The following is an 18,992-nucleotide window of genomic DNA, read 5'->3' on the forward strand; positions in this document are numbered from 1 at the left end:
AATGGCGGGGTGGCAGAGTGGTCATGCAGCGGCCTGCAAAGCCGTCTACGCCGGTTCGATTCCGACCCCCGCCTCCATCGATCTAAAATTTCTATCGCCCGGGTGGTGAAATTGGTAGACACAAGGGACTTAAAATCCCTCGGGCCGAAACGCCCGTGCCGGTTCGATTCCGGCCCCGGGCACCAATAATCAATAAGTTACACCAAGATTACGCGCTCAGCAAAGTTCAATCTGTTCCGCAAAAAAATAGTCTGTTCCGCAATTCCATATAGCTACAATCCATTCTATTGCTAAATTGGTATACAAAATGACCCGCAGAAGCGGGTTTTTCTTGGAAGGCAATCTTTAAATTAATTGCCCTGACAAAATAGCCGCCTTACGTGCTTCCACGTCAGTAGTTAAACCTGCCCCATTGATCACAGTCAAAGTATATTCGATCGCATCCTGAATCGATGCCAGACTCATATCCACCTTATCCGTTCTAGGATCATCCAGAATTGACCAAAAGTCATCAATAATCGGATCGGTTGCTCGTAGCTCCTTGGCTTTGATACGTTCTGGTGATGTAAAGAGTAATTTAAACTTAATCACACCAATAGGTTGGAGAACTTCTGCTTCCGGGGTAGAGTTAGATTCTCCGGCAGACCAAACATCATCATCAAATATCCACCCGGCTTCAACCTCGTTCGGAACCGCCTCGAATTGAGCGGCGATATCCGGATGGAAATAATCAGCCGGATTACCACCCACAACGTCAATAGCTACATTATTAACCAGTCGCGCAAATTTACTCATTTTTTAACTCGCCTCTTGTTTTGAATTCACCGCACCATCCATTAGAAAGCATGTAAGGAAAGTGTGAAATTACTTGGTTATCGATCACAACAGGTGTGGCCGGACCCCTTCTACAAAATCCAGCCTCATTGCCAGAATCAAGGAAATAGATGCAATTTCCGCAACTCTCGTTAATAGTTACCATTCTACGATAACAATCCCGTTACCACCTGCTCCGCCAGAACCGGCTGTAGATGTTCCTCCGCCACCTCCTCCTACGCCACCTTTACCTCCGCTGCCCGAGCCTCCGTTCGCACCACCACCACCGCCACCGTTGCCACCGACACCACCATCTCCACCGCCAGCACCGCCAGCTCCGTTACCACCAGAGGTTCCCACTGTTTCGTAATGACCGCCACCGCCAGTAAAGCAATCAAAAGGGAATCTTATTGAGGCACCAATCGGATTAACCGCTCCAACAACGCCGTTTGCATCAGCCCTTCCACCAGCTATGTCTGCGCCACCAGAGGGCGATGAAACCAGAGTCGAAAAAGGACTTCCACCTCCACTAACAACAGCTCCGGTGTCTCCACCTCCGCAACCACCACCACCGGACGCAGGTGAAGCGCCAGATTTTCCACCAGTTCCCAATTGCGAACCAGCGCCCCCTCCGCCGCTCCCGGCAGTGGCTCCAGATGCTCCGCCATTGGCCTGGAAATCCCCACCCGTTCCACTCCCACCCGCAACCGATCCTGAGCCAGAGTTTCCAGCGCCTCCGGTAGCGGATATAAGAGAGTCGAAAGAACTTGTTCCGCCTGATACTGTAGCCGCGCCACCGGCCCCAACAGTGACCGTATAACTGGCACCTATAGTAACGGCGAATTCTCCGTGAGCATACCCGCCACCGCCACCACCGCCACCAGCAGCCTTGCCGCCACCTCCACCACCAACCACACGCACTCGAATATTAGCGTCAGGAGCAATGAAAGTTCCTGACGCCCCAAAAACCTGCCACAGGCCACTACCGAATTCGCCCATATAGCCAGCACCCACAACTTTGGTTGCGTTGATTAATTTACTTTGCTCTTGAACTGAACCTAAGCTCGATTCGCCCGTTAAAAATCTCATTTTATAAATCCTCCTCAAACGCCGTGACTCGCGCTATGCAGTTTGCAGTATCTGCACGTAGAACAATCCTTTCCCCTGGGCCCACTATCTCGCCAGTAACCTTGTATATGCCGTGTGCCGGTATCAACATGTTGTCGGCTTCTATCAGATCTGCATTAGTTGGGGATGCTGATGTTGAGATATAAACTTTCAAATGAGCATCGGTAGCACCGTTATTGACAACGTTAATGCTGGCCGTGCGAATCTTTCCTGCAGCAGCTGCACCCGTATCCTGGTTTGAGGCATTCGGTAGCGTTCCTGACCATATTTTCCCTGACGCCATTTTTATAAATCTCCGTTAAATATTTGCAAAATAGGATCTGGTTGCCGGTTTTCTTGTTAACGCAAGATACGCAACCAATTCAGCGGCAGTGAGATATTGTGGGTGAGGGTCGACATCGGCTTCATGATCAGCCAAATCAGTATCTTTTGCGTACTGAGGATGCGGGTCGGATGCTTCAACGTGAGCTTGCAAGTCAGTATCTTTGGCGTACTGAGGATGAGGGTCAGCATCGGCTAAATGCTCGTCCATCCTATCGGTAACATATTGATGCGTCGCTATCACGATACTGTTATCGACCGTTAAATTGATGGTTGCTGCATTACTGGTTTCAACAATTAACCTATAAATGCTATCCCGCGTCATGCCTTCGGGTAAAACAGGCTTTGTTTCAGGCGCCATGTTACCGATATAAATGGCGTTTCCGGCTGCGTCATCGATCCTGAATTCTCGAACAGTGAATCCACCCACATCGGGCGGCACAACCAATTCAACAATATACCAAGACGGATTGTCTTGATGCAGCGTGATAGAGTTTATCCCCGCCCTGTAAACTTCATTAACAAGTGCCGTGGATGTTCTGGTTGGCGCTGGCACCGATCCGTTACCATCGCCAAGGGCGACATCGCATAAGACAACAGGCTCACCGTTAACCGCGCCGTAAGCCATTGCAGCAGCTCCAACGTCAGTAAGTAGTGTGTAGTAAATATTGGCCATGAATTTAGGGTTTTGGATAGATTACATTAATCGAGACGCTTACCATTGCCGCGCCAGTGTTTAATTGCCAGGAATGTTCAGAAGGTTGCGATGCAGCCGGATAAACGGTTGATATCGTGCCACCAAGCATTGCGGCTCCTATGTAGTTAGTTTTTCTCCAAGTTGTAAGCAAAGCGAAGTAAAGAACTAATCTTGCAGGGATTATAGAACGCAGTATAGGGTCCATTTTGATGACATTTTCCCAAGTAGTCTTGGAGGCATCAATTGACACTCTGACCCTGCTTGTAGAAAACCGCGTGTTATCTGACCTTGCAAGAGGCATAAGATCAGTTGGATAATCTTCAGCCTTAGCTTGAGCCATTTGCTCGACAACGAAAGCGTTCGGAAATAACAGTTGCAGGTATGTTTTGAGGAAGTGAAAGCCGCGCCCGTTCTTGTTTCTTGATTTCCATGCCTTGTACAGATAGCGGGTTGCGGTTTCTTCTCTTGCGCCATCGATCAAAGCCAATCCATCAACGTTTACCAGTTTTCGTATCAAGTCCATTGAGCCAAGCTGGCCATTGCCCAAAACGTTTGCATCAAAAGCAGTGCCAGCAATCATCTCTTCAAACAGATCGATGAATAAATTGCGCAGATCGTTTTCAATATCATCGGCAACAAAACTATTTTTGAGCGGCGTTAGATTGGGCAACTTCGCATTAGGGAAATCCATTAATTACCCCACGCCGGCGGCAGGACATTAACCGCCGTAACGGTAACTGTTAGGCTGGCAGGCGATACAAAACTCCATAGTTCCGGCCGGTATTCCCCTGCGTATTCGGCAATACTTACCTTGATATCCGCATTAGCATCGGATAAAGCCGGTATTTTTTCTTTCAGTAGAGCGTAAACCCTTTTGTAAAGTGGTTTAACTGTGCCGCGCCTTGATCCGGGCTGAGATTCGCCGTATTCAGCAATGATTGTTTCAATAATTTTAGACCGCACATCACTTGCAACATAAGCTGCTGATATGGTCGCAGTAATTGTCATTGGTATTTCTGACCGGACCGGAGTCATGAATCTAACCCGGTAACTGTCATCGGCTGCCAGGATTACGCTACGCACGCCCTTTTGAGTGGCCGTTAAATCCAACTCATTAATAAACGATGGGGCAACCGGCGTTTCTGGATCAGTCTCTACCAATACGGTTTCTGTACCGTCAGCTGACACGCACGCCACAAATAGCGTATTGATATTGTCAACACTCGCCCCGCGTATCGTTTCCTCGATGACTTCATTCCAGACCGACAGGAATTGAGTATTGCTGTATGCACGCCGCACCACAAAATCGAACTCACCCAGGAAAACCGCGTTGTGATTGTAGACGGAAGGGTATTTAACTAGGTCGCGCAAGGTAGTCATGCTAGGTGGATTCTGCCCTTTGTCGAGAAGAGCGCTCATGGTCAGATCAACCAACGATTCAGTGGGAGAATTCAGATACTCGAAAGAGAATGGCGAGCCCGAAGCTGGCGATATTTCACCGGCTGTACGGGAAATTGTTACGGTTATTACTTTTCCGTCAGCAGGCTGGATACCAACTATATCGGTCTGCCCAAAACGCACATAAATGCTCTGCCTGTCATCCGCTTCAACGTGGAATACTCGCTCATCCGGCCATGTGTTGGTATAGCGCTCACGATAAACGTACTCTCCACCTGAATCGCTAACAGAAATGCCGCTCAGGTGACTATCGTCGCTTGGCGCCGGTATCTCTATTGGATAGAAGGGAGCGCTACCGGAAACCGTATGAGTTATGATTTCTTTCTTTAATTGTATGGCATCGAACGTGCCGGTACCGCCAGCGGCGACAACAGCGGTTGTTTCAATAATGTAAGGTAATCCGGCTGAATCAATGATTGTTCTGCCGGTGTCCACCGTGAATGCAGTTGTGTTGTTGTTTTTAACCGAAACCCTGACACGCCCCGGGCTTGCCTTTCTTATCACGCCACGCAACGCGGCATCCGCCAGAACGGTGCCATCGCGCACCTTCTCAAACGGCTCTGCCATTGCGGTCTCTAATTGGGATGAAAACATGGCCAGCATTGCGGCCATGGCATCGAGGTTTTGTATTATGCGCGGATCACCGGCCTGATACAGCGCTGCAATATCAGGATAATTCGTTATCGAGTCAGCAATTGCTTTCTGGAAGTCTGATTTTGTGAGCATTTTTTAGCTATAGAATGTACAGCGGCCGTACCGTTATCAGCCCACCGTCCAATGGCAGCGTTTTGATAAAGTTGTCGTAATCCGAAAATACCCGCCCCGATGGAGCAGTTAATTTGTATTGGATCAGACACATATTTGCACCAATGTACGCACTGGTCAGGCGATCATGGAAATCCTGCATGGTATGAAGCGCGCCTGTTGCCGGGTTGATTTCATCAAAATCATCCCCTTGCCACTGCGTAAACTTCGGCAAAATCCCATTGAAGTCCTGGTAGTAGCGTAGCGCACCCTTTGGCGTTCCTCCCGAGGCCACCGCGTTGGTAGAGGCATTCCAGTGCGTATTGCTTGCACTTAGCCAAACATGCTGACTTTGAGCGTGATTCAGATACCAATCCTCAGCCAGTTGCTTCGTCTGGTTTAGATCGTGATAAACCGCTGTGTTTTTGAAAGCGGCTTTCAAATCCTGCACCATCTGAATCCGTCCCGCTTGCATACTGGCAATGGATTCAGGATTCAATGAATGGCCGAATGGTATGGTCACCGTTCCGTAGCTGGACTCACTGGTACCGACAAACATAACATCCGGATCATCGTCATACTTGGCAGCGACAGCGGCGAACCACTCTCTGTGCCAGTCCTGAATCATGGTATCGCTGTATTGCAGGACATAACCCCTGTTGCCGCTTCCCTGCCCTTGTCCCGGCTCTATGCCCAAACATCCGGCATAACGGGTGTGCGCAGTACCCGTTCCGCTCCAACTTCCCTGTACTGATACCAGATGATCTGGAAGTAGCAATCGAACGTCGTTGCCGCCCGTGGTGGGTGAAACATCAAACTCGCGCTGCTGAAACATCAATCCAGCCTTAACACCGCGACTTCTCAGATCATCGATCCTGCTATCCAGCTTGGCCCAGTCATAAACGCCGGGTGCGATAACAATTTCACCTGCGCTCAATTCAAGCTGCACGAATCTCCAATTAGGATTGCCGTCCAGTTTGGATTTGAGGCCACCGATGCCACCCCAGCTATATGCGCCAGCACTATCGAGGTTGTTATACGCGGAGCGTGGAAACTTGATTCCGAAACCAGGTATAAATACCTCTTTTCGATTGATCCGGCGTGCAGATCGAGAGAATAACCCGGCGGCCATTAGTGCACCAACTCTATCAGGCGGCTGCGAACACCTATCAGCTCGTTAACAGAAGCAGCGCTAAAATTAAAAGTTATATCTGCCGCACCGCTACTTGTTTCTACAGCAAACGCTGCCCCAGGTGCGCCTGTTCCATAACCTGTGGCAGAAGCTATGCTGACGCGAGTCTCCTGTGAGTCTGTTGCGTTTTTGTTGTAAACCTCAACAGGAATATGCAGAGTCGTTGCCGTGGTGATGTTGGGTGGAGTAAAGATGTCGTTACCACCCAACTTGACAACAACCGTTTTAGCCCCGCTTCCAGAAGCGATATAGTTAGCATCAATAATAATGCGGCTATTCGCTCTAAGCGGAGGTGTTTTTGTGGGCTTGAGTTGGCCCGTGGCACCAACTGCGGAAATAATCGGTGCATCCGGGGTTCCACCAGGCCAGGGAAAACTGGTCTGGATGTCCGTGGTATTGTTAATGGTAGTTATGGCCAGCAGATCATTTAACTCAAAACCGGTTGAAGCCGTACCGATATGCAAATTCGCCTTACCATCACACACTCCGCCTGTCAGCCCGTGCGGCCCACTGGCAACCAGTTTGGTGAATCCATCCACATCGCTCGCAGTCCAGGTTATGCTGGTATTAGGAAAAACAAGAGCATGGGTTTCGTTATCATGCAGTATGGCAACCCTTCCAACCACGTTGTATACACTGCCGTCTGACACTGCCAAACACTTTTGCCCGGTAGCGTTACCGCTTATGTTATCAAGAATAACTGCCATGCCCGGATTGGAGACGGCTGGCGGCAAAGATGGATCAGCAAGATCGGTATAAGTACGGGTTTCTGCGGTATCGTAGTAGGTTAAAACATAATTACCTGCCACAAAATTAACCCCAGAGATATAAACGACACCAATTTTCCAGTAAGTGGTCTTGAACTCTATTGACGTTATCAGGAAGGTAGCGCGTTTATTTCCAACGCTTTGCTCAAAATACAATCTGCCGCCAACTTCGTAAGCACCGAAGTCATCAGTCATGTCGTAGCCATCACTGGTAGTGGCGTTGAAATACATAAAATTGGTGCCGCTGACATCTGCATCACTCAATCTGAAATAGCCTCCACCGGGATTCTGGTCAGCCGTATTGACGCTATAGATAAAGGGCGGCCCTGCTTTAGGTCCGGTTGGTCCGGCTATCCCTTCCGCTGCGGGGATATTGATAAATCTAGGCATGTCTTACCTCAAAGGTAGTTGTTGACGATAAAAAGTGATATAAAACCGATCTCTTTACTGCGATACCTTGTGGATATGGATAACACCCTCATCGCCACTGGAAACAAATCCGATTTTGCGATCCTTTCTAACTCTGACGGTTGCGGTCTGGTTCGCTGGTACCAAGTAACCTTTTTTGTTGGCATAAGTTAATGCGCTCACGTCCTCATCAACCATTAAAGCGAAAGGCACGGTGCCGATCACATCATAGAAGCCACATGGCAGCGCATTGGTGGCACCTGGGGTTGATGAAAGGGATGGTAATCCTGCAATTTCTTCGTTTCCTTCAATATCGAGGTAATCAGTAGGCATGGTTCTTCCTTGAATTAAGAAATAAAAATATTCACAAGCCCGGAACCTGAATGCCTTGACCGGCAACTTCAATTACCAAATCAAGTCGATCAGGAGGAGTTTGCACGCTGTATAAATTGACTGATCCGTCAGGGATGGACTGTATTACCGGCACATCTACACGTAGTTTCTGCAGCACGGCCTCGGGCTCACCGCTTGATTGAGGGTTTTGCAGGAGTGATTTGATATCTTGGCCGTAATCAGAGCCAAGGTAGCCATTGGTTGGAGTTTTCAACCAATGGGAAACCATGTCTTGAATGTCGTTACCGGTAATAGTAGCCATGCACCGAATACTAAGGGTGTACGGCTACTGCTTTTGGTGCGGTTTTCCTGAAATTGAAGTTATCAGGGGAATTGCGGGTATTGGGTTACTTACGTGCGGGGGATTCCATGTCAATATCGAAGATCGTCCAGAATTCACCGCTCTCACTGTCCAGCATGAACTGATTGCTATGAATCATCTGTGATTTCAGATATTCAGTGCGAAATTCATCGGCCATAATCATGGTTTCGATATCATTATCGCCGTGATAAACATTTTTTATCAGTGGATCGGATTGGTCTCCAAGACGATATCCATTTGCATTCATAACATCCTTGAGAGCCCACCAGTAAGGACCGTAATCCCGGTATCTCAGCCGGTCCTTACCAAGCCTTTCAGCGATAACACCTAAACCGAAGGCTAACAAGTTTGAGAATCCACGGTTTGCAACCAGATTCTTTTTGCGCTCATGGATAATGTCGCTGATAACATCTGCGTCAAATAAATATTCAGTGAATTTCATTGTAAATATCCCTTGTTAGATTTTTGAGAGCGTTCCGTCTACCAAAACAAGAATGTCTGGCGCTGTATTTGGCCTGTCAGCCATTAATTTATCCCATACCGGCTGATAAACATTCCAAGCCTTGTTCAACTTATCCCACTTGTATCGACCATCTCCAACCTCATCAGCCGCCTCTTTTATGTATTCCTTCCACTCCATAATGATAGGCCATGAAGTTGTATCAATCCGGATGCCGATTATCTTGGCACCCGCGTCGTCTTGCATGGTGACAGTCTCATTGTCGGTCTGCTGCGAAGCGTTCACTTCCGTCAATCGTTTTATTGCGGCAGCTACAATCACACGAAACTCATGGGGCAAGTAATCGTCTGACGGGTCCTTGTTCTCATAATCGAACCAGTAAAGTGTTTTGCGCATGTAATCACTTACCTGTTCGCGTATTTCCTGCTGCGTTCTACCTGTAAGAGCAGCCTCAAAATCATCCGCAGAAATAAGGTTCTTGATGGCTGCACTAAGATTGTAAGGAGATCCATCAAAGTCATCTATTGTTAAGGTTAAATTGTTGGCAATCGCATATTCACGCATTGCAGCGATCATGCTAGAACTGTCGATTCCGTCCGTTTTAACTACCGCAAGACTTGCTGGCGCCACAAATGATCCGTATTGAATCGACTTCACAATAGTTTTTTGTGATTCTTTGATATGCCGCCTTACGACTGTATTGTCTTTCGTTATTACGAAAGGGAAGTATGGTTGCGGCAGCATGTAGCCGTGGGTCGAGTAGGAAGCCATCATTTCAACTTTTCTTCGCTGCGCTATTTCTGGAACGATATCGCTGAGACCGTTATCCAGAAACCCTTTTTCGTTGATCTCATCCTCGATACTGGCCGCGTCATTCAAGAGGGTGTCGTAATCAGCGGAGCCAGGATAAATTAATTCTCCACCGCCCCGAACGAATTCGACCAGCGGTATCCTGCGGATGCCGTTGTCGTCCTTGATGCCTCTCATGGCGTATCCTTTTGAAACGTCGAATATAGCCAGTGAACCGTCATTCTGACGAGAGAAGGTGCCGGTAACGATAGGCTTGCCATCAACTACAAAAGCATCGCTTTCAGCCGTGGCTTTGGCGATTTCAGCCGGGTAACTTCCCTTTTCACTGGCTTGACGCACGAAATTGGCTGTTGACTCATCGATCATGGACTGAGCCATATCAACTTCCATTTGCCATTCATTCTCTATTTCACTGTCATCGATGGAGTCAACATAGAAACTTGGATACAATTGGCCTTTCAGCATTTCTTCCATTTTTTCATCATTCAGTCGGCTAACCCTTCTAGCGGCCTGAAAGAAATCATCTATTGAAGTTTCATCCTTTTGATTGTTCTGATTTTGGCTGCGATGACCCTGGTAAATTTTGCCGGATGATTCTATCTGCCTTCTCATGCCATTAACCCTGGCTTTCAATTCTGACAATATTTGCTTGTTTTTGGCAACTGCAGATTCGGTTGCTTTGGGGTTATTAATCCGGTCATTCAAAACCAAAATCTGCTTCTCGTAATTAAACACGCTAATGATTCTGCGGATAACGAATTCAGCCGGGCTTGGATTGTTTTTGAGGAACGTTCTTTGCTTGCGTATCGTGTCGATATTGATCATCTGTTTTTCACGATTGGTCGTAGCTCTTGCCTCAGCCTCTTTTGCGGCAATGGTTTCCTGCAGGCGTTTCATTGCATCTGAATCACCAACGGTATCAATCAATGCTTCCATTTGTTCTTTCGACAACCCGCCGGTTACGGCCACCGATCCACCACCATCGATATCCATGACCTGACCAATCCAATCGGCCTTTTTGTTGACCATCGAACGTTTGCTAGTATCGAAGGTGCCGTCCGCGTCGTAGTGGTAAACGTTAACGCGCTGAGTCTTGTTGCCTTGCCGCACGCCTCGACCATTGCGCTGTTCCAGGCTATCCGGCGTCCATCCAATGGTTAAATGATGAATGGCCTGAGTACCTTTTTGCAGGTTAATACCCACTTCAGCTTTTTCGTTAGCAATGACAGTCCGGTACTTATTGCCGTCTCCGTTGGCGTTAAAACCATCCTGGACCGCAAGAATTTCATCCGGTGAATTATTTGTTTTGCCGGTAATAATCGCTATCGCGCTCGATGGAACCCCGGCACGCTTCGCTAATAATCGCTTGATCTTGTTATGCAATGGCAGAATGTCGCAGAATATGATTTGCTTTACAATGGATGACGTGCCGCCGTTCTCATCAACTCCCCGCGGGGTTGCCTGTTCATTCTGAAAGTTTTCCAGCATAGCGGCCAGTTTTGGCGGTACCGACACATCCAGGTCAAGACCTTGCTTTTCGGCCATATCTTCAAACGCACTTTGGCTGATTGGGTCAATCGTATCGACAACAATCCTGTTTCCAGCAATGATACGAGCTCGAACCGCGATCTTTAGCAACTCATAACCGTCGCCCGAAGAGTCTTTCACTATCTTTTTGCCAATAATTGCATCCTCAGTGGTCATGGGACCAGGCCGGGCACGCTCTTCTGATATTTTCTTGGCGTTGAATGTATCAATAACCGCCTTTGCTTTATCGGCCTGGGGCTGAATAAAGGTATAGAAAGTTGCACGCTGATCAAGTTCTGGATCGGCTATCAGCATGGTCATTTTGCTAATCAGATTGAATGGATGGCCGATCAGGTCAATGTCCTCGCCAAAGTGCCTGGAAACCTCGTTAAAAGCATCCTTGTTACCCCGGTTAGGAACTTTTTCAGTTAACTCATCAATCGCAAAACGAAAGGCTGATTTGTACAATTTCAATCGACTGACAATATCTCCGGTCAAAGTTACTTGAGAGGCTTTATCTTCACGGTCAGGCACCACAATTTGTTCGCCCACATCATCTGCATTTTTGATTGACGCGGTTTCATCAATAGCTTTTCTTAACACCTCAACGTTATTGAGTCCAACAAACACATCCGTGGTACGCGCCACGCCATCCATCGTCACGTCATCCTGATTTTCTTTCTGCACGAATATGTTCATGAAATCATCTGCACCCTTGATGCCCAGGCACATATCATTTACACGCTCATGCCCTGAAGCCAGCGACAACATAGAGTAGATTTCCAGTGGACTATTAGTGATCGGGGTGGCCGTCAGCAGCAGTACGCCGTCGCCCAATGGTGATTTGCCGCGTATGTACCAGGCTTTGGCTTGCGCATCGACTCCGCGCTTTGCTGCCGGCGCCATGGATAGAAACTTTGCGCTTTTAAAATCGATTGTTTCGGCTGAGTTTTTAAACATATGCGCTTCATCGATCACAATGCTATCTACACCCAGATCCTCAAGATATGGTGCGCTGCCGGTCTTTGATGATAAGACTGACATGAGGCCGGATTGCTTGCCTTTCGCACGCTCATCAGCTTTTTTATCTTCGCTTGACGAGAAACTTGCATCAGCTTTGCGCAAGAATAGTTCATATTCATGAATTGTTTCTTCGCGCAAGCGGATGCGCTCGAAGGCTTCCAGTGTCATAAATATTTTGCGGTGCCTGTTTTCCATGACAGATACCAGGTCAGTATCAAAATTGGATGAACTGACCGTTGCTTTGCCATTTTTATCGAAACGCAAACCGATAAATAGCGAATCATCCATGCTGGCATACGCTCTGGCAGCTTCTTTACGCCAGTTTGACAGAACTGAGTTCGGTACCACGATGAAAGTTTTATTCTTGACCCCGATACTTTGCACGTACTGAATAGAAGATAGTGCAACGAAGGTCTTTCCTAGTCCGACCCCATGTCCATTAATACCCTCGAAATTGCGGCTCATACGCCGCACAAAAGCATTCTGGTAGCCGTGCAGCGTAATATCTCCACTCATTCCTGCGATCGCTAGCGGCGATTCATCATCAGATTGTCTGAAGCGCAATTTAGAAGGATCACCTGCTTTGGCTTGCATCCTGTCCATGATGGCCTTGTTGCCGCGAACCCAACCGTTAAACTGTTCATTGGCAGTCACCACTTTCTTGCGCAGAATGCTCAAACCTTGAGCATCGCTCATATCAAGCTTTGCCCCGCCCAGGGTAATTGTGCCGTTTTTGAGATAGTCGCCAATACGATTCAGCAATTTTTCATTGTCAGAAAGTTTGCTGCCGGGAACGTTAATATCAACATTCTTGTGCCCGGTTTTTTCATCAAACACAACCGAAGCGGAAGGATGAACAAACCGGCGCAGGAATTCAGCTTTTTCCTCGCATGACACGTATGGACTAAAAAGATTGAAGGTCAGTTTGGAAACATCGATTTTATCCAACCGACTTTCGGCATCCAGCTTTTGACGCAACAGCTTGGCTCGTATCGTTTCATCCGTTGCCTGTGCAATCTCAGCATCGGACCGACGCAGGAAATCGGCATAATTGCCGGTGTAGTAATCATCCGCGCGTGTGACATGCCGGCCATCGGGAGAAATACACCAGTTGCTATCCTCAATCGGATTGAAATCATGGCCAAATATGCCTTTGGCATCATCCATCGATGCCCATATCGATCTGCTTTTGTAACGTAATCCCTCGAATCCTGAATCAGCCGTTATCTCAAGAGGTGTCACCGACTGCTGCACATCGCCGCGCCATACCGCAGAGAATCCGGTTTTTTTCTGGTAATGGTTGCCCATTCTCTTCATGGCATCGCGGATTCGTCCTCCAAGACTTGAAGGTCGACTCTTTGCTGCAGAATAGGAAACCTGCATGGCATCGGATAGAGCGGGATACTCATCGATGTACTTAACGCCGGTTTCTTCGCTCAAACGCTCATCAAGCACCTGAAATACAGCTAACCCCACGACGCCAGCATTCCAGTATTTTGCGCGGTCTCCATGATCCGGCAGGCGTATGAGCTCATTGACTGCGGCACGCATCCAGCCAGGAATATCCAGCGCCTGTGAGGTGTCATTCATGTAATCGAATAATTTCGACGCATCAGCCCATTGGATTCTGTTTTCAAATGCGGAATAGGGGTTTGCCAACTTGCCAAGCAATCCCGCCATGTCAACGCTCTCTTCATTACGAGCCATTGGTACCCACCGGCCATCCTGCATTTGCAGTGTTTGCCCGGATTGAGTAATGGTGTCGCCATCACGGTAAACTATCGGTGATGTTTCGATGGTTCCAAGCAAATCCCACTCGATTCTGGAATCAGGGAATCTTCTTAGCATTCTGGCTATTTCCGGCATACTGGCCGGGTTCATAACACGGTCCACGTCACGGAATTTTTCAGGATCCTTTGCAACAAACTCGCCCAGGATAAAGCGCTTGCCTTCGGTATTGAAATACTGGCCTTCAATGAAAGTGGTCCACTGCACATTGGATTCAATCAGGGTTTGAGGCGATTGTTCGCGCAATTCAGCAATCTTATCCAGCGTTTCCCGGTCATATTTACGGAACGCAATTACGTCGGTCATAGTATCCGCACTTGCGGTACCAAAAACCGAATTAGGCAGACGATAAGCACCCATAAACTCAGCCATAAAACTTGCTTTCAAGCGCAGCTCTTCTTCTTTACCACCCTTGCCGGACACGCATCGAGGAGGCGTAATAAAGATAGCCAAACCACCCGGTTTTAGTTTCTCAAGCGACCTTAATATGAAGTAATTTTGTAGCGGCTCTTTCTGGTATCTGTCATCATGTAACTGATTACCACCACGATCAGCAACGCCACCAAAAGGCACGTTGGTTACAATCGCATCGTAATGTTCATCAGGAGTCGCAGCTGCTACTTTTTCAAACGGCGATACAGTTGCAACATAACCCGGTCCATCGTTCACCAGGCCATTAATCCTGCCTGATGTATCGTTCAATTCAATCGCATCAATAGCCGCGCTCAACGGTGCCGTGGCACCAAAGATACCCACACCGGCGCTTGGATCAAGAACTTTGCCGCCCTTGAACCCAAGTTCTTCGAGCAGGGTCCAGATACCCTCAGCTATCGGTTTCGGAGTGTAATACTCATAAGCCGAGCCTTTCTTGCCATCAGCGCCGATCAATGCTCCGCCGGTGCCGGAATATTTGGCCAGCGTTAGCTTCTGTTCACCCGTCAGCTTCTTAGGATCGATATCACCCGCGTCAATACGTGCAAGTAATTCCATGGCGGCCTGGTTATCCTGCTTTCTTTGAGATTGTTTGCGGTTTGGATCAAACTCGTAGTATTGGGAGGTAGGTTCGCGCGGGGCTATAGCATCTTCAATGTCTTGCTGAATTGGGAATTGATCTGATTCTTGTGGCGTCACAAATTCGGTAGATGCCTGGCTAACCAAACCAAGTCTAACCATTGCCTCAGATTTGACCTTTTGCGCTTGCCGTTTGTCGCTAAATGATGGATTGCTGGCAAGTACCTTGTTCTGTTCTAATATCGTGTTCTGAACGGATCTTTTTTCTGCGAAAGAAATCATTGATTGAGTCCTGATGATGGCAATTTATGATCGCTATCATAAAGACGTAGCAACGCCTTATTTGCTTGGTTTTCCGGGGAACAACTACGTGCTATTGATCCTTATAAGCGCGTATTTCATTGGTAGAAGTTGAAGGTATAACTTGGTAATTAAGATACGACAAAGTCGCTTGATGTTATCAGCATAGACTTGTATTGGCTCACACGTGATAAGATACTTTCGAACTCAAAGCAGGACCGAATCGTACAGTGAGTATTCGACCCGAAACAGACTTATACCTGCATATAAAACATAACTATAATTTGGTGTTAAGCGGACGTTTAATCAATTTTTGTGCATAATTCCGAGCCCCCTAACTTTGTCGTGTGGCTATTTTGGATACAATCACAAAAGAAAAACGCAGCGAAATCATGAGTAAGGTTCGGAGCAAGAACACCTCTCCGGAGCTCGCTGTCCGCAAGCTGGTTTTCTCCCTTGGATACCGTTACCGTCTTCACGCCAAAAACCTGCCCGGCAAACCGGACTTAGTTTTCTCGGGCCGCAAGAAAGTTATCTTCGTGCACGGCTGTTTTTGGCACGGGCACGATTGCACGCGCGGGAGCGCACCTGCGACGAACAAAGAATTTTGGCTTCCTAAGTTGGAAAAGAATAAAGTACGCGATGCGGAAACGTTCCGCCTTCTCAATAGTATGAGTTGGAGTGTTTTGGTTATTTGGCAATGCCAAATGAAAGATGAAGACGACTTAAAAACAACAATAATCAATTTTTTGAATACTTAGTCGTCCGACGACGCATCATTGTTAAGGATAATTTAATGACGGAATTCGCTTTTAAGATCGATTTGAACGTGCTGAATCATTTGGGACTGGGGTTATACAGCAGCACGCCTGCCGTTTTAACGGAAATCATCGCCAACGCTTACGATGCCGAAGCGACGGAAGTTACCATTTCCATCGATAAAAGCCAGCATATCATTACCATTGCAGACAACGGCCACGGCATGTCCGAAGACGATTTGCAGGGCAAGTTTTTAAACGTCGGTTATGCAAGACGGAATTTTTCCGACTTTACGCTTACCGGAATGCGGCGCGTGATGGGTAGGAAAGGTATCGGAAAATTGGCCATGTTTTCGCTGGCCGACATCGTCGATATTTCTACACGGCAAAAAGAGAAAGAGGCTTTAGGTGTATCCGTAAACGTTCCAGAGCTAAAAAGCACTATTAATGACCATCAAGAATATAAGCTTAAACCTATAACGCCTTCGCATAAGCTGAACGGGGCTCACGGCACCGTTATCCGGCTGTCGGAACTGAATAAATCGATTATCTCGACAACGGAGTCTAATTTAAAACTGCGGCTATCCAGACGCTTCAGCATCATCGGCAACAGCGGAGATTTGCCGTTCGAAATTTACATTAACGAAGACAAAGTTACAATCGCCGACCGAGGTTTTCACGACGACGTCCAATTTTTTTGGAGTTTCGGCGGCGACGAAGCTGACGACAATTTAAAACTGTGTAAGAACCTTGCCGTCGATAAAGATACGAAAGTCCAAAGAATAATGGTGCTCGACCCTTCGGTTCAGTACGACTGCGGCTTGGCGCTTCGCGGGTATATCGCATCGGTTACCAAACCGAAACAGTTGAAGGAAAAGGACACCAACATTAACCAAATTTCTGTTTTCGCCAACGGCCGCGTTTTTCAAGAAGACGTGTTGCCGATTTTAAGCAACAGCGATCATTTCAATAGCTATTTGGTCGGCGAAATTCACGCCGATTTTTTGGATCAGGATGAGGTAGACAGAGCAACGGCCAGCCGGGAAGCCATCAAGCAGAACGACCCGAAATTTATGGGGTTGCTCGGCCATTTAAGAACTCAGATGCAAAAAGTGGCAAGTGCCTGGGACGATTGGCGTAAAGCTCTTGGGTACGAGAATCTGCCGGATAAGAATCCGTTTGTGGAAGAGTGGCTTAACACCCTTACCGACAAGCGTGACAGAAAGTCGGCCGAAAAGTTGATTATGAGTGTTTACAACAATCAATTCTCTTCCAACCAAGACCAAAACGACGAATACAAAAAAGATTTATATCGAAGTACGGTTATCGGATTTGAGAAACTTAAGGCCAAGAAACAATTGGCAAGACTTGATACAATCAGCAGTGTTACAAGCCCTGAGTTTCAAGCAATATTTCATTCGCTGGACGATATGGAGGAAACATATTATTGGGATATCACCAATAATCGTCTGCATATCATCGAAAAATTTAAAGATATCGTTGATAAAAAAGAGCTTGAGAAAGTCGCTCAAGAGTATCTATTCGAGCATCTATGGCTTCTCGATCCGACCTGGGACAGAATTAAAGGTTCCGAGCATCTTGAATTGACGCTGACCGATGAATTAAAGAAAGCGAAACCGGATGCAGACAGCGGAGCCAGAATCGATATCGCTTACCGAAACAGCGCTGGTCGCCAGATTATTATCGAACTAAAAAAGCCCGGTATAACACCGGATTTCTATAAATTATTGAAACAGGCTAAGAAATATAAAGATGCCGTGAAACAGTTTCTTATCGACCATCCCGATACTTTCCACGCTTCGGTAGATGCTATCGATATATGCCTTTTGCTCGAAAAGGATGTTGCGATGGATGAGGATCAAAAAGACATGCTTCAGAGCGCCAATGCCAGAATCGTTACCTATAAGGGCTTAATTGAAAATGCGTTCAGAGTGTATCAGGAATATTTGAATGCACATCAAAAAGCCTCGAAAATCGAGCAATTGGTACAAAAAATCTAATCGACCGATTCCAAATGTGTCAAGATAGCTTGGCCCTGCTGCCGGATGAATTCAGGGGGCAAGGCGTTACCAATCATTAGCGCCGCCGAGTCTTTGCCTCTGCGCAAGGAAAAATAGTAATCTTTAGGAAAGGTTTGCAGCAATGCCGCCTCCCTTAAAGTGATCGCTCTGTTTTCTTCCGGGTGTAAAAATCGACCTTTCGAAGGATTGTGACATCCTCCGGTTATGGTCGGCGAAACATCTTCCCACCGCATTCTGCCGTATACATCCCTAAATCCGTTCGGATAGCGTTTATGGCATTCCAACCAATATTCTGGCGGCAAGTCCTTTCTGCTTCCGCCGTCTTTGGGAATTAAAGAAATCAGTTTGCCGATCTTTTCCGAACGCATTTCGGGTAAGTCGTGCAGCGGATCGCCGCTTTCACCGGCTTTCGGTAACCAGGCGATCGCTTCTTTTACCGTGGCTTTTATTTCGGACGGTTTCGGTTGTTCGACACTACCGAATCGACTGGCTGTAAAAATCATGCGTTTGCGTCTCTGCGGGACACCATAGTCGGCGATATCGTCGATACGTAAGCTTGTTGCGTCGATAAGAAAGCCTAAATCTTTAAGTTGCGCGATTGCGTAAGTCATTCTTGTATCTTTCGCAAGCGCCGGGACATTCTCCATCATTATGCACTTCGGTAAAAACACCTTTACCCAGCGAACGAATTCGAAAACAAGTTCGTTGCGCCGATCTTCGGCGCTGGCATGTTTCTTTCTGGTTCTCAGTGACGAGAAGCCTTGGCAGGGCGGACAACCAGCCAGCAAGGATAATTCTCCGGGCTTTAATCCCAACGCAGACATGACTTCAGTCGGCGATAGGTTGCAAATATCGCCTTCCAGTAATAGAGTCTTTTTATGGTTGTGGCGGTAGGTTTCTGCGGCAATGTTAAGCAGTTCGACACCAGCGAGCACACGAAAACCAGCTTGTTCAAGCCCACATGTCAACCCGCCGGCACCGCAGAATAAATCGATTGCTGTGTATTTTTTCATAGCTTATATTGTAGTTG

The 18,992-nt window shown here is 47.4% G+C and carries 15 protein-coding genes and 2 tRNA genes; 4 read left to right on the plus strand and 13 right to left on the minus strand.

The genetic code is table 11. The features are described 5' to 3' along the window. Positions 1-3 precede the first annotated feature (3 nt). Together K2Q13_RS10005 and K2Q13_RS10010 are read left to right on the plus strand one after the other, a co-directional pair. Positions 4-77 (plus strand) — tRNA-Cys (locus tag K2Q13_RS10005). A gap of 19 nt (positions 78-96) precedes the next feature. Then, positions 97-185, plus strand: a tRNA-Leu gene (locus K2Q13_RS10010). Positions 186-345: 160 nt separating this feature from the next. Here the strand turns inward: K2Q13_RS10010 and K2Q13_RS10015 are convergent. The 12 genes from K2Q13_RS10015 to K2Q13_RS10070 all read right to left on the minus strand — a co-directional run bounded on the left by K2Q13_RS10015 (position 346) and on the right by K2Q13_RS10070 (position 15,144). Next, positions 346-795, minus strand: a complete 450-nt coding sequence (locus K2Q13_RS10015) for a hypothetical protein (RefSeq protein ID WP_292920923.1) — start codon at positions 793-795, stop codon at positions 346-348. A 177-nt stretch (positions 796-972) separates the two neighbouring features. After that, entirely contained in the window at positions 973-1,902 is a 930-nt protein-coding gene (locus K2Q13_RS10020; RefSeq protein WP_292920924.1) for a hypothetical protein, read from the minus strand. A gap of 1 nt (position 1,903) precedes the next feature. Next, positions 1,904-2,224, minus strand: a complete 321-nt coding sequence (locus tag K2Q13_RS10025; protein ID WP_292920925.1) for a hypothetical protein — start codon at positions 2,222-2,224, stop codon at positions 1,904-1,906. A gap of 15 nt (positions 2,225-2,239) precedes the next feature. Next, positions 2,240-2,938, minus strand: a complete 699-nt coding sequence (locus tag K2Q13_RS10030) for a phage tail protein (RefSeq protein WP_292920926.1) — start codon at positions 2,936-2,938, stop codon at positions 2,240-2,242. Between the two features lie 4 nt (positions 2,939-2,942). Next, positions 2,943-3,650, minus strand: coding sequence for a hypothetical protein (locus tag K2Q13_RS10035; RefSeq protein ID WP_292920927.1), 708 nt, complete (start codon positions 3,648-3,650; stop codon positions 2,943-2,945). After that, entirely contained in the window at positions 3,650-5,143 is a 1,494-nt protein-coding gene (locus K2Q13_RS10040; RefSeq protein WP_292920928.1) for a hypothetical protein, read from the minus strand. Before K2Q13_RS10040 ends, K2Q13_RS10035 begins: the two co-directional genes overlap by 1 nt. Before the next feature lie 7 nt (positions 5,144-5,150). Then, positions 5,151-6,293, minus strand: a complete 1,143-nt coding sequence (locus K2Q13_RS10045; RefSeq protein ID WP_292920929.1) for a hypothetical protein — start codon at positions 6,291-6,293, stop codon at positions 5,151-5,153. Then, positions 6,293-7,510 carry a hypothetical protein gene (locus tag K2Q13_RS10050; protein ID WP_292920930.1) on the minus strand — a complete coding sequence of 406 codons (1,218 nt, stop codon included), beginning with the start codon at positions 7,508-7,510 and terminating at the stop codon, positions 6,293-6,295. The genes K2Q13_RS10045 and K2Q13_RS10050 overlap by 1 nt, the downstream gene beginning before the upstream one ends. 54 nt (positions 7,511-7,564) lie before the next feature. Continuing rightward, positions 7,565-7,861 (minus strand): hypothetical protein, encoded by a 297-nt coding sequence (locus K2Q13_RS10055; RefSeq protein WP_292920931.1) that lies wholly within the window; start codon positions 7,859-7,861, stop codon positions 7,565-7,567. A 31-nt stretch (positions 7,862-7,892) separates the two neighbouring features. Then, on the minus strand, positions 7,893-8,183 hold the full coding sequence (locus K2Q13_RS10060; RefSeq protein WP_292920932.1) for a hypothetical protein: 291 nt from the start codon (positions 8,181-8,183) through the stop codon (positions 7,893-7,895). An 85-nt stretch (positions 8,184-8,268) separates the two neighbouring features. Next, on the minus strand, positions 8,269-8,685 hold the full coding sequence (locus K2Q13_RS10065; protein WP_292920933.1) for a hypothetical protein: 417 nt from the start codon (positions 8,683-8,685) through the stop codon (positions 8,269-8,271). Between the two features lie 15 nt (positions 8,686-8,700). Then, a complete protein-coding gene (locus K2Q13_RS10070) occupies positions 8,701-15,144 on the minus strand; it encodes an SNF2-related protein (RefSeq protein ID WP_292920934.1) in 6,444 nt (2,147 codons plus the stop codon). 365 nt (positions 15,145-15,509) lie between these two features. Here K2Q13_RS10070 and K2Q13_RS10075 point away from each other — a divergent pair, with 365 nt between their 5' ends. Together K2Q13_RS10075 and K2Q13_RS10080 are read left to right on the plus strand one after the other, a co-directional pair. After that, positions 15,510-15,923 (plus strand): very short patch repair endonuclease, encoded by a 414-nt coding sequence (locus K2Q13_RS10075; RefSeq protein WP_292920935.1) that lies wholly within the window; start codon positions 15,510-15,512, stop codon positions 15,921-15,923. Positions 15,924-15,958: 35 nt separating this feature from the next. Beyond that, the gene (locus K2Q13_RS10080; RefSeq protein ID WP_292920936.1) at positions 15,959-17,941 is read left to right on the plus strand and encodes an ATP-binding protein; all 1,983 of its coding nucleotides are present in this window, start codon (positions 15,959-15,961) and stop codon (positions 17,939-17,941) included. Here the strand turns inward: K2Q13_RS10080 and K2Q13_RS10085 are convergent. Then, positions 17,938-18,975 (minus strand): DNA cytosine methyltransferase, encoded by a 1,038-nt coding sequence (locus tag K2Q13_RS10085; RefSeq protein ID WP_292920937.1) that lies wholly within the window; start codon positions 18,973-18,975, stop codon positions 17,938-17,940. The genes K2Q13_RS10080 and K2Q13_RS10085 overlap by 4 nt on opposite strands. Between the last annotated feature and the right edge of the window lie 17 nt (positions 18,976-18,992).

Source organism: Nitrosomonas sp., from assembly GCF_019752095.1.
Lineage (GTDB): Bacteria > Pseudomonadota > Gammaproteobacteria > Burkholderiales > Nitrosomonadaceae > Nitrosomonas.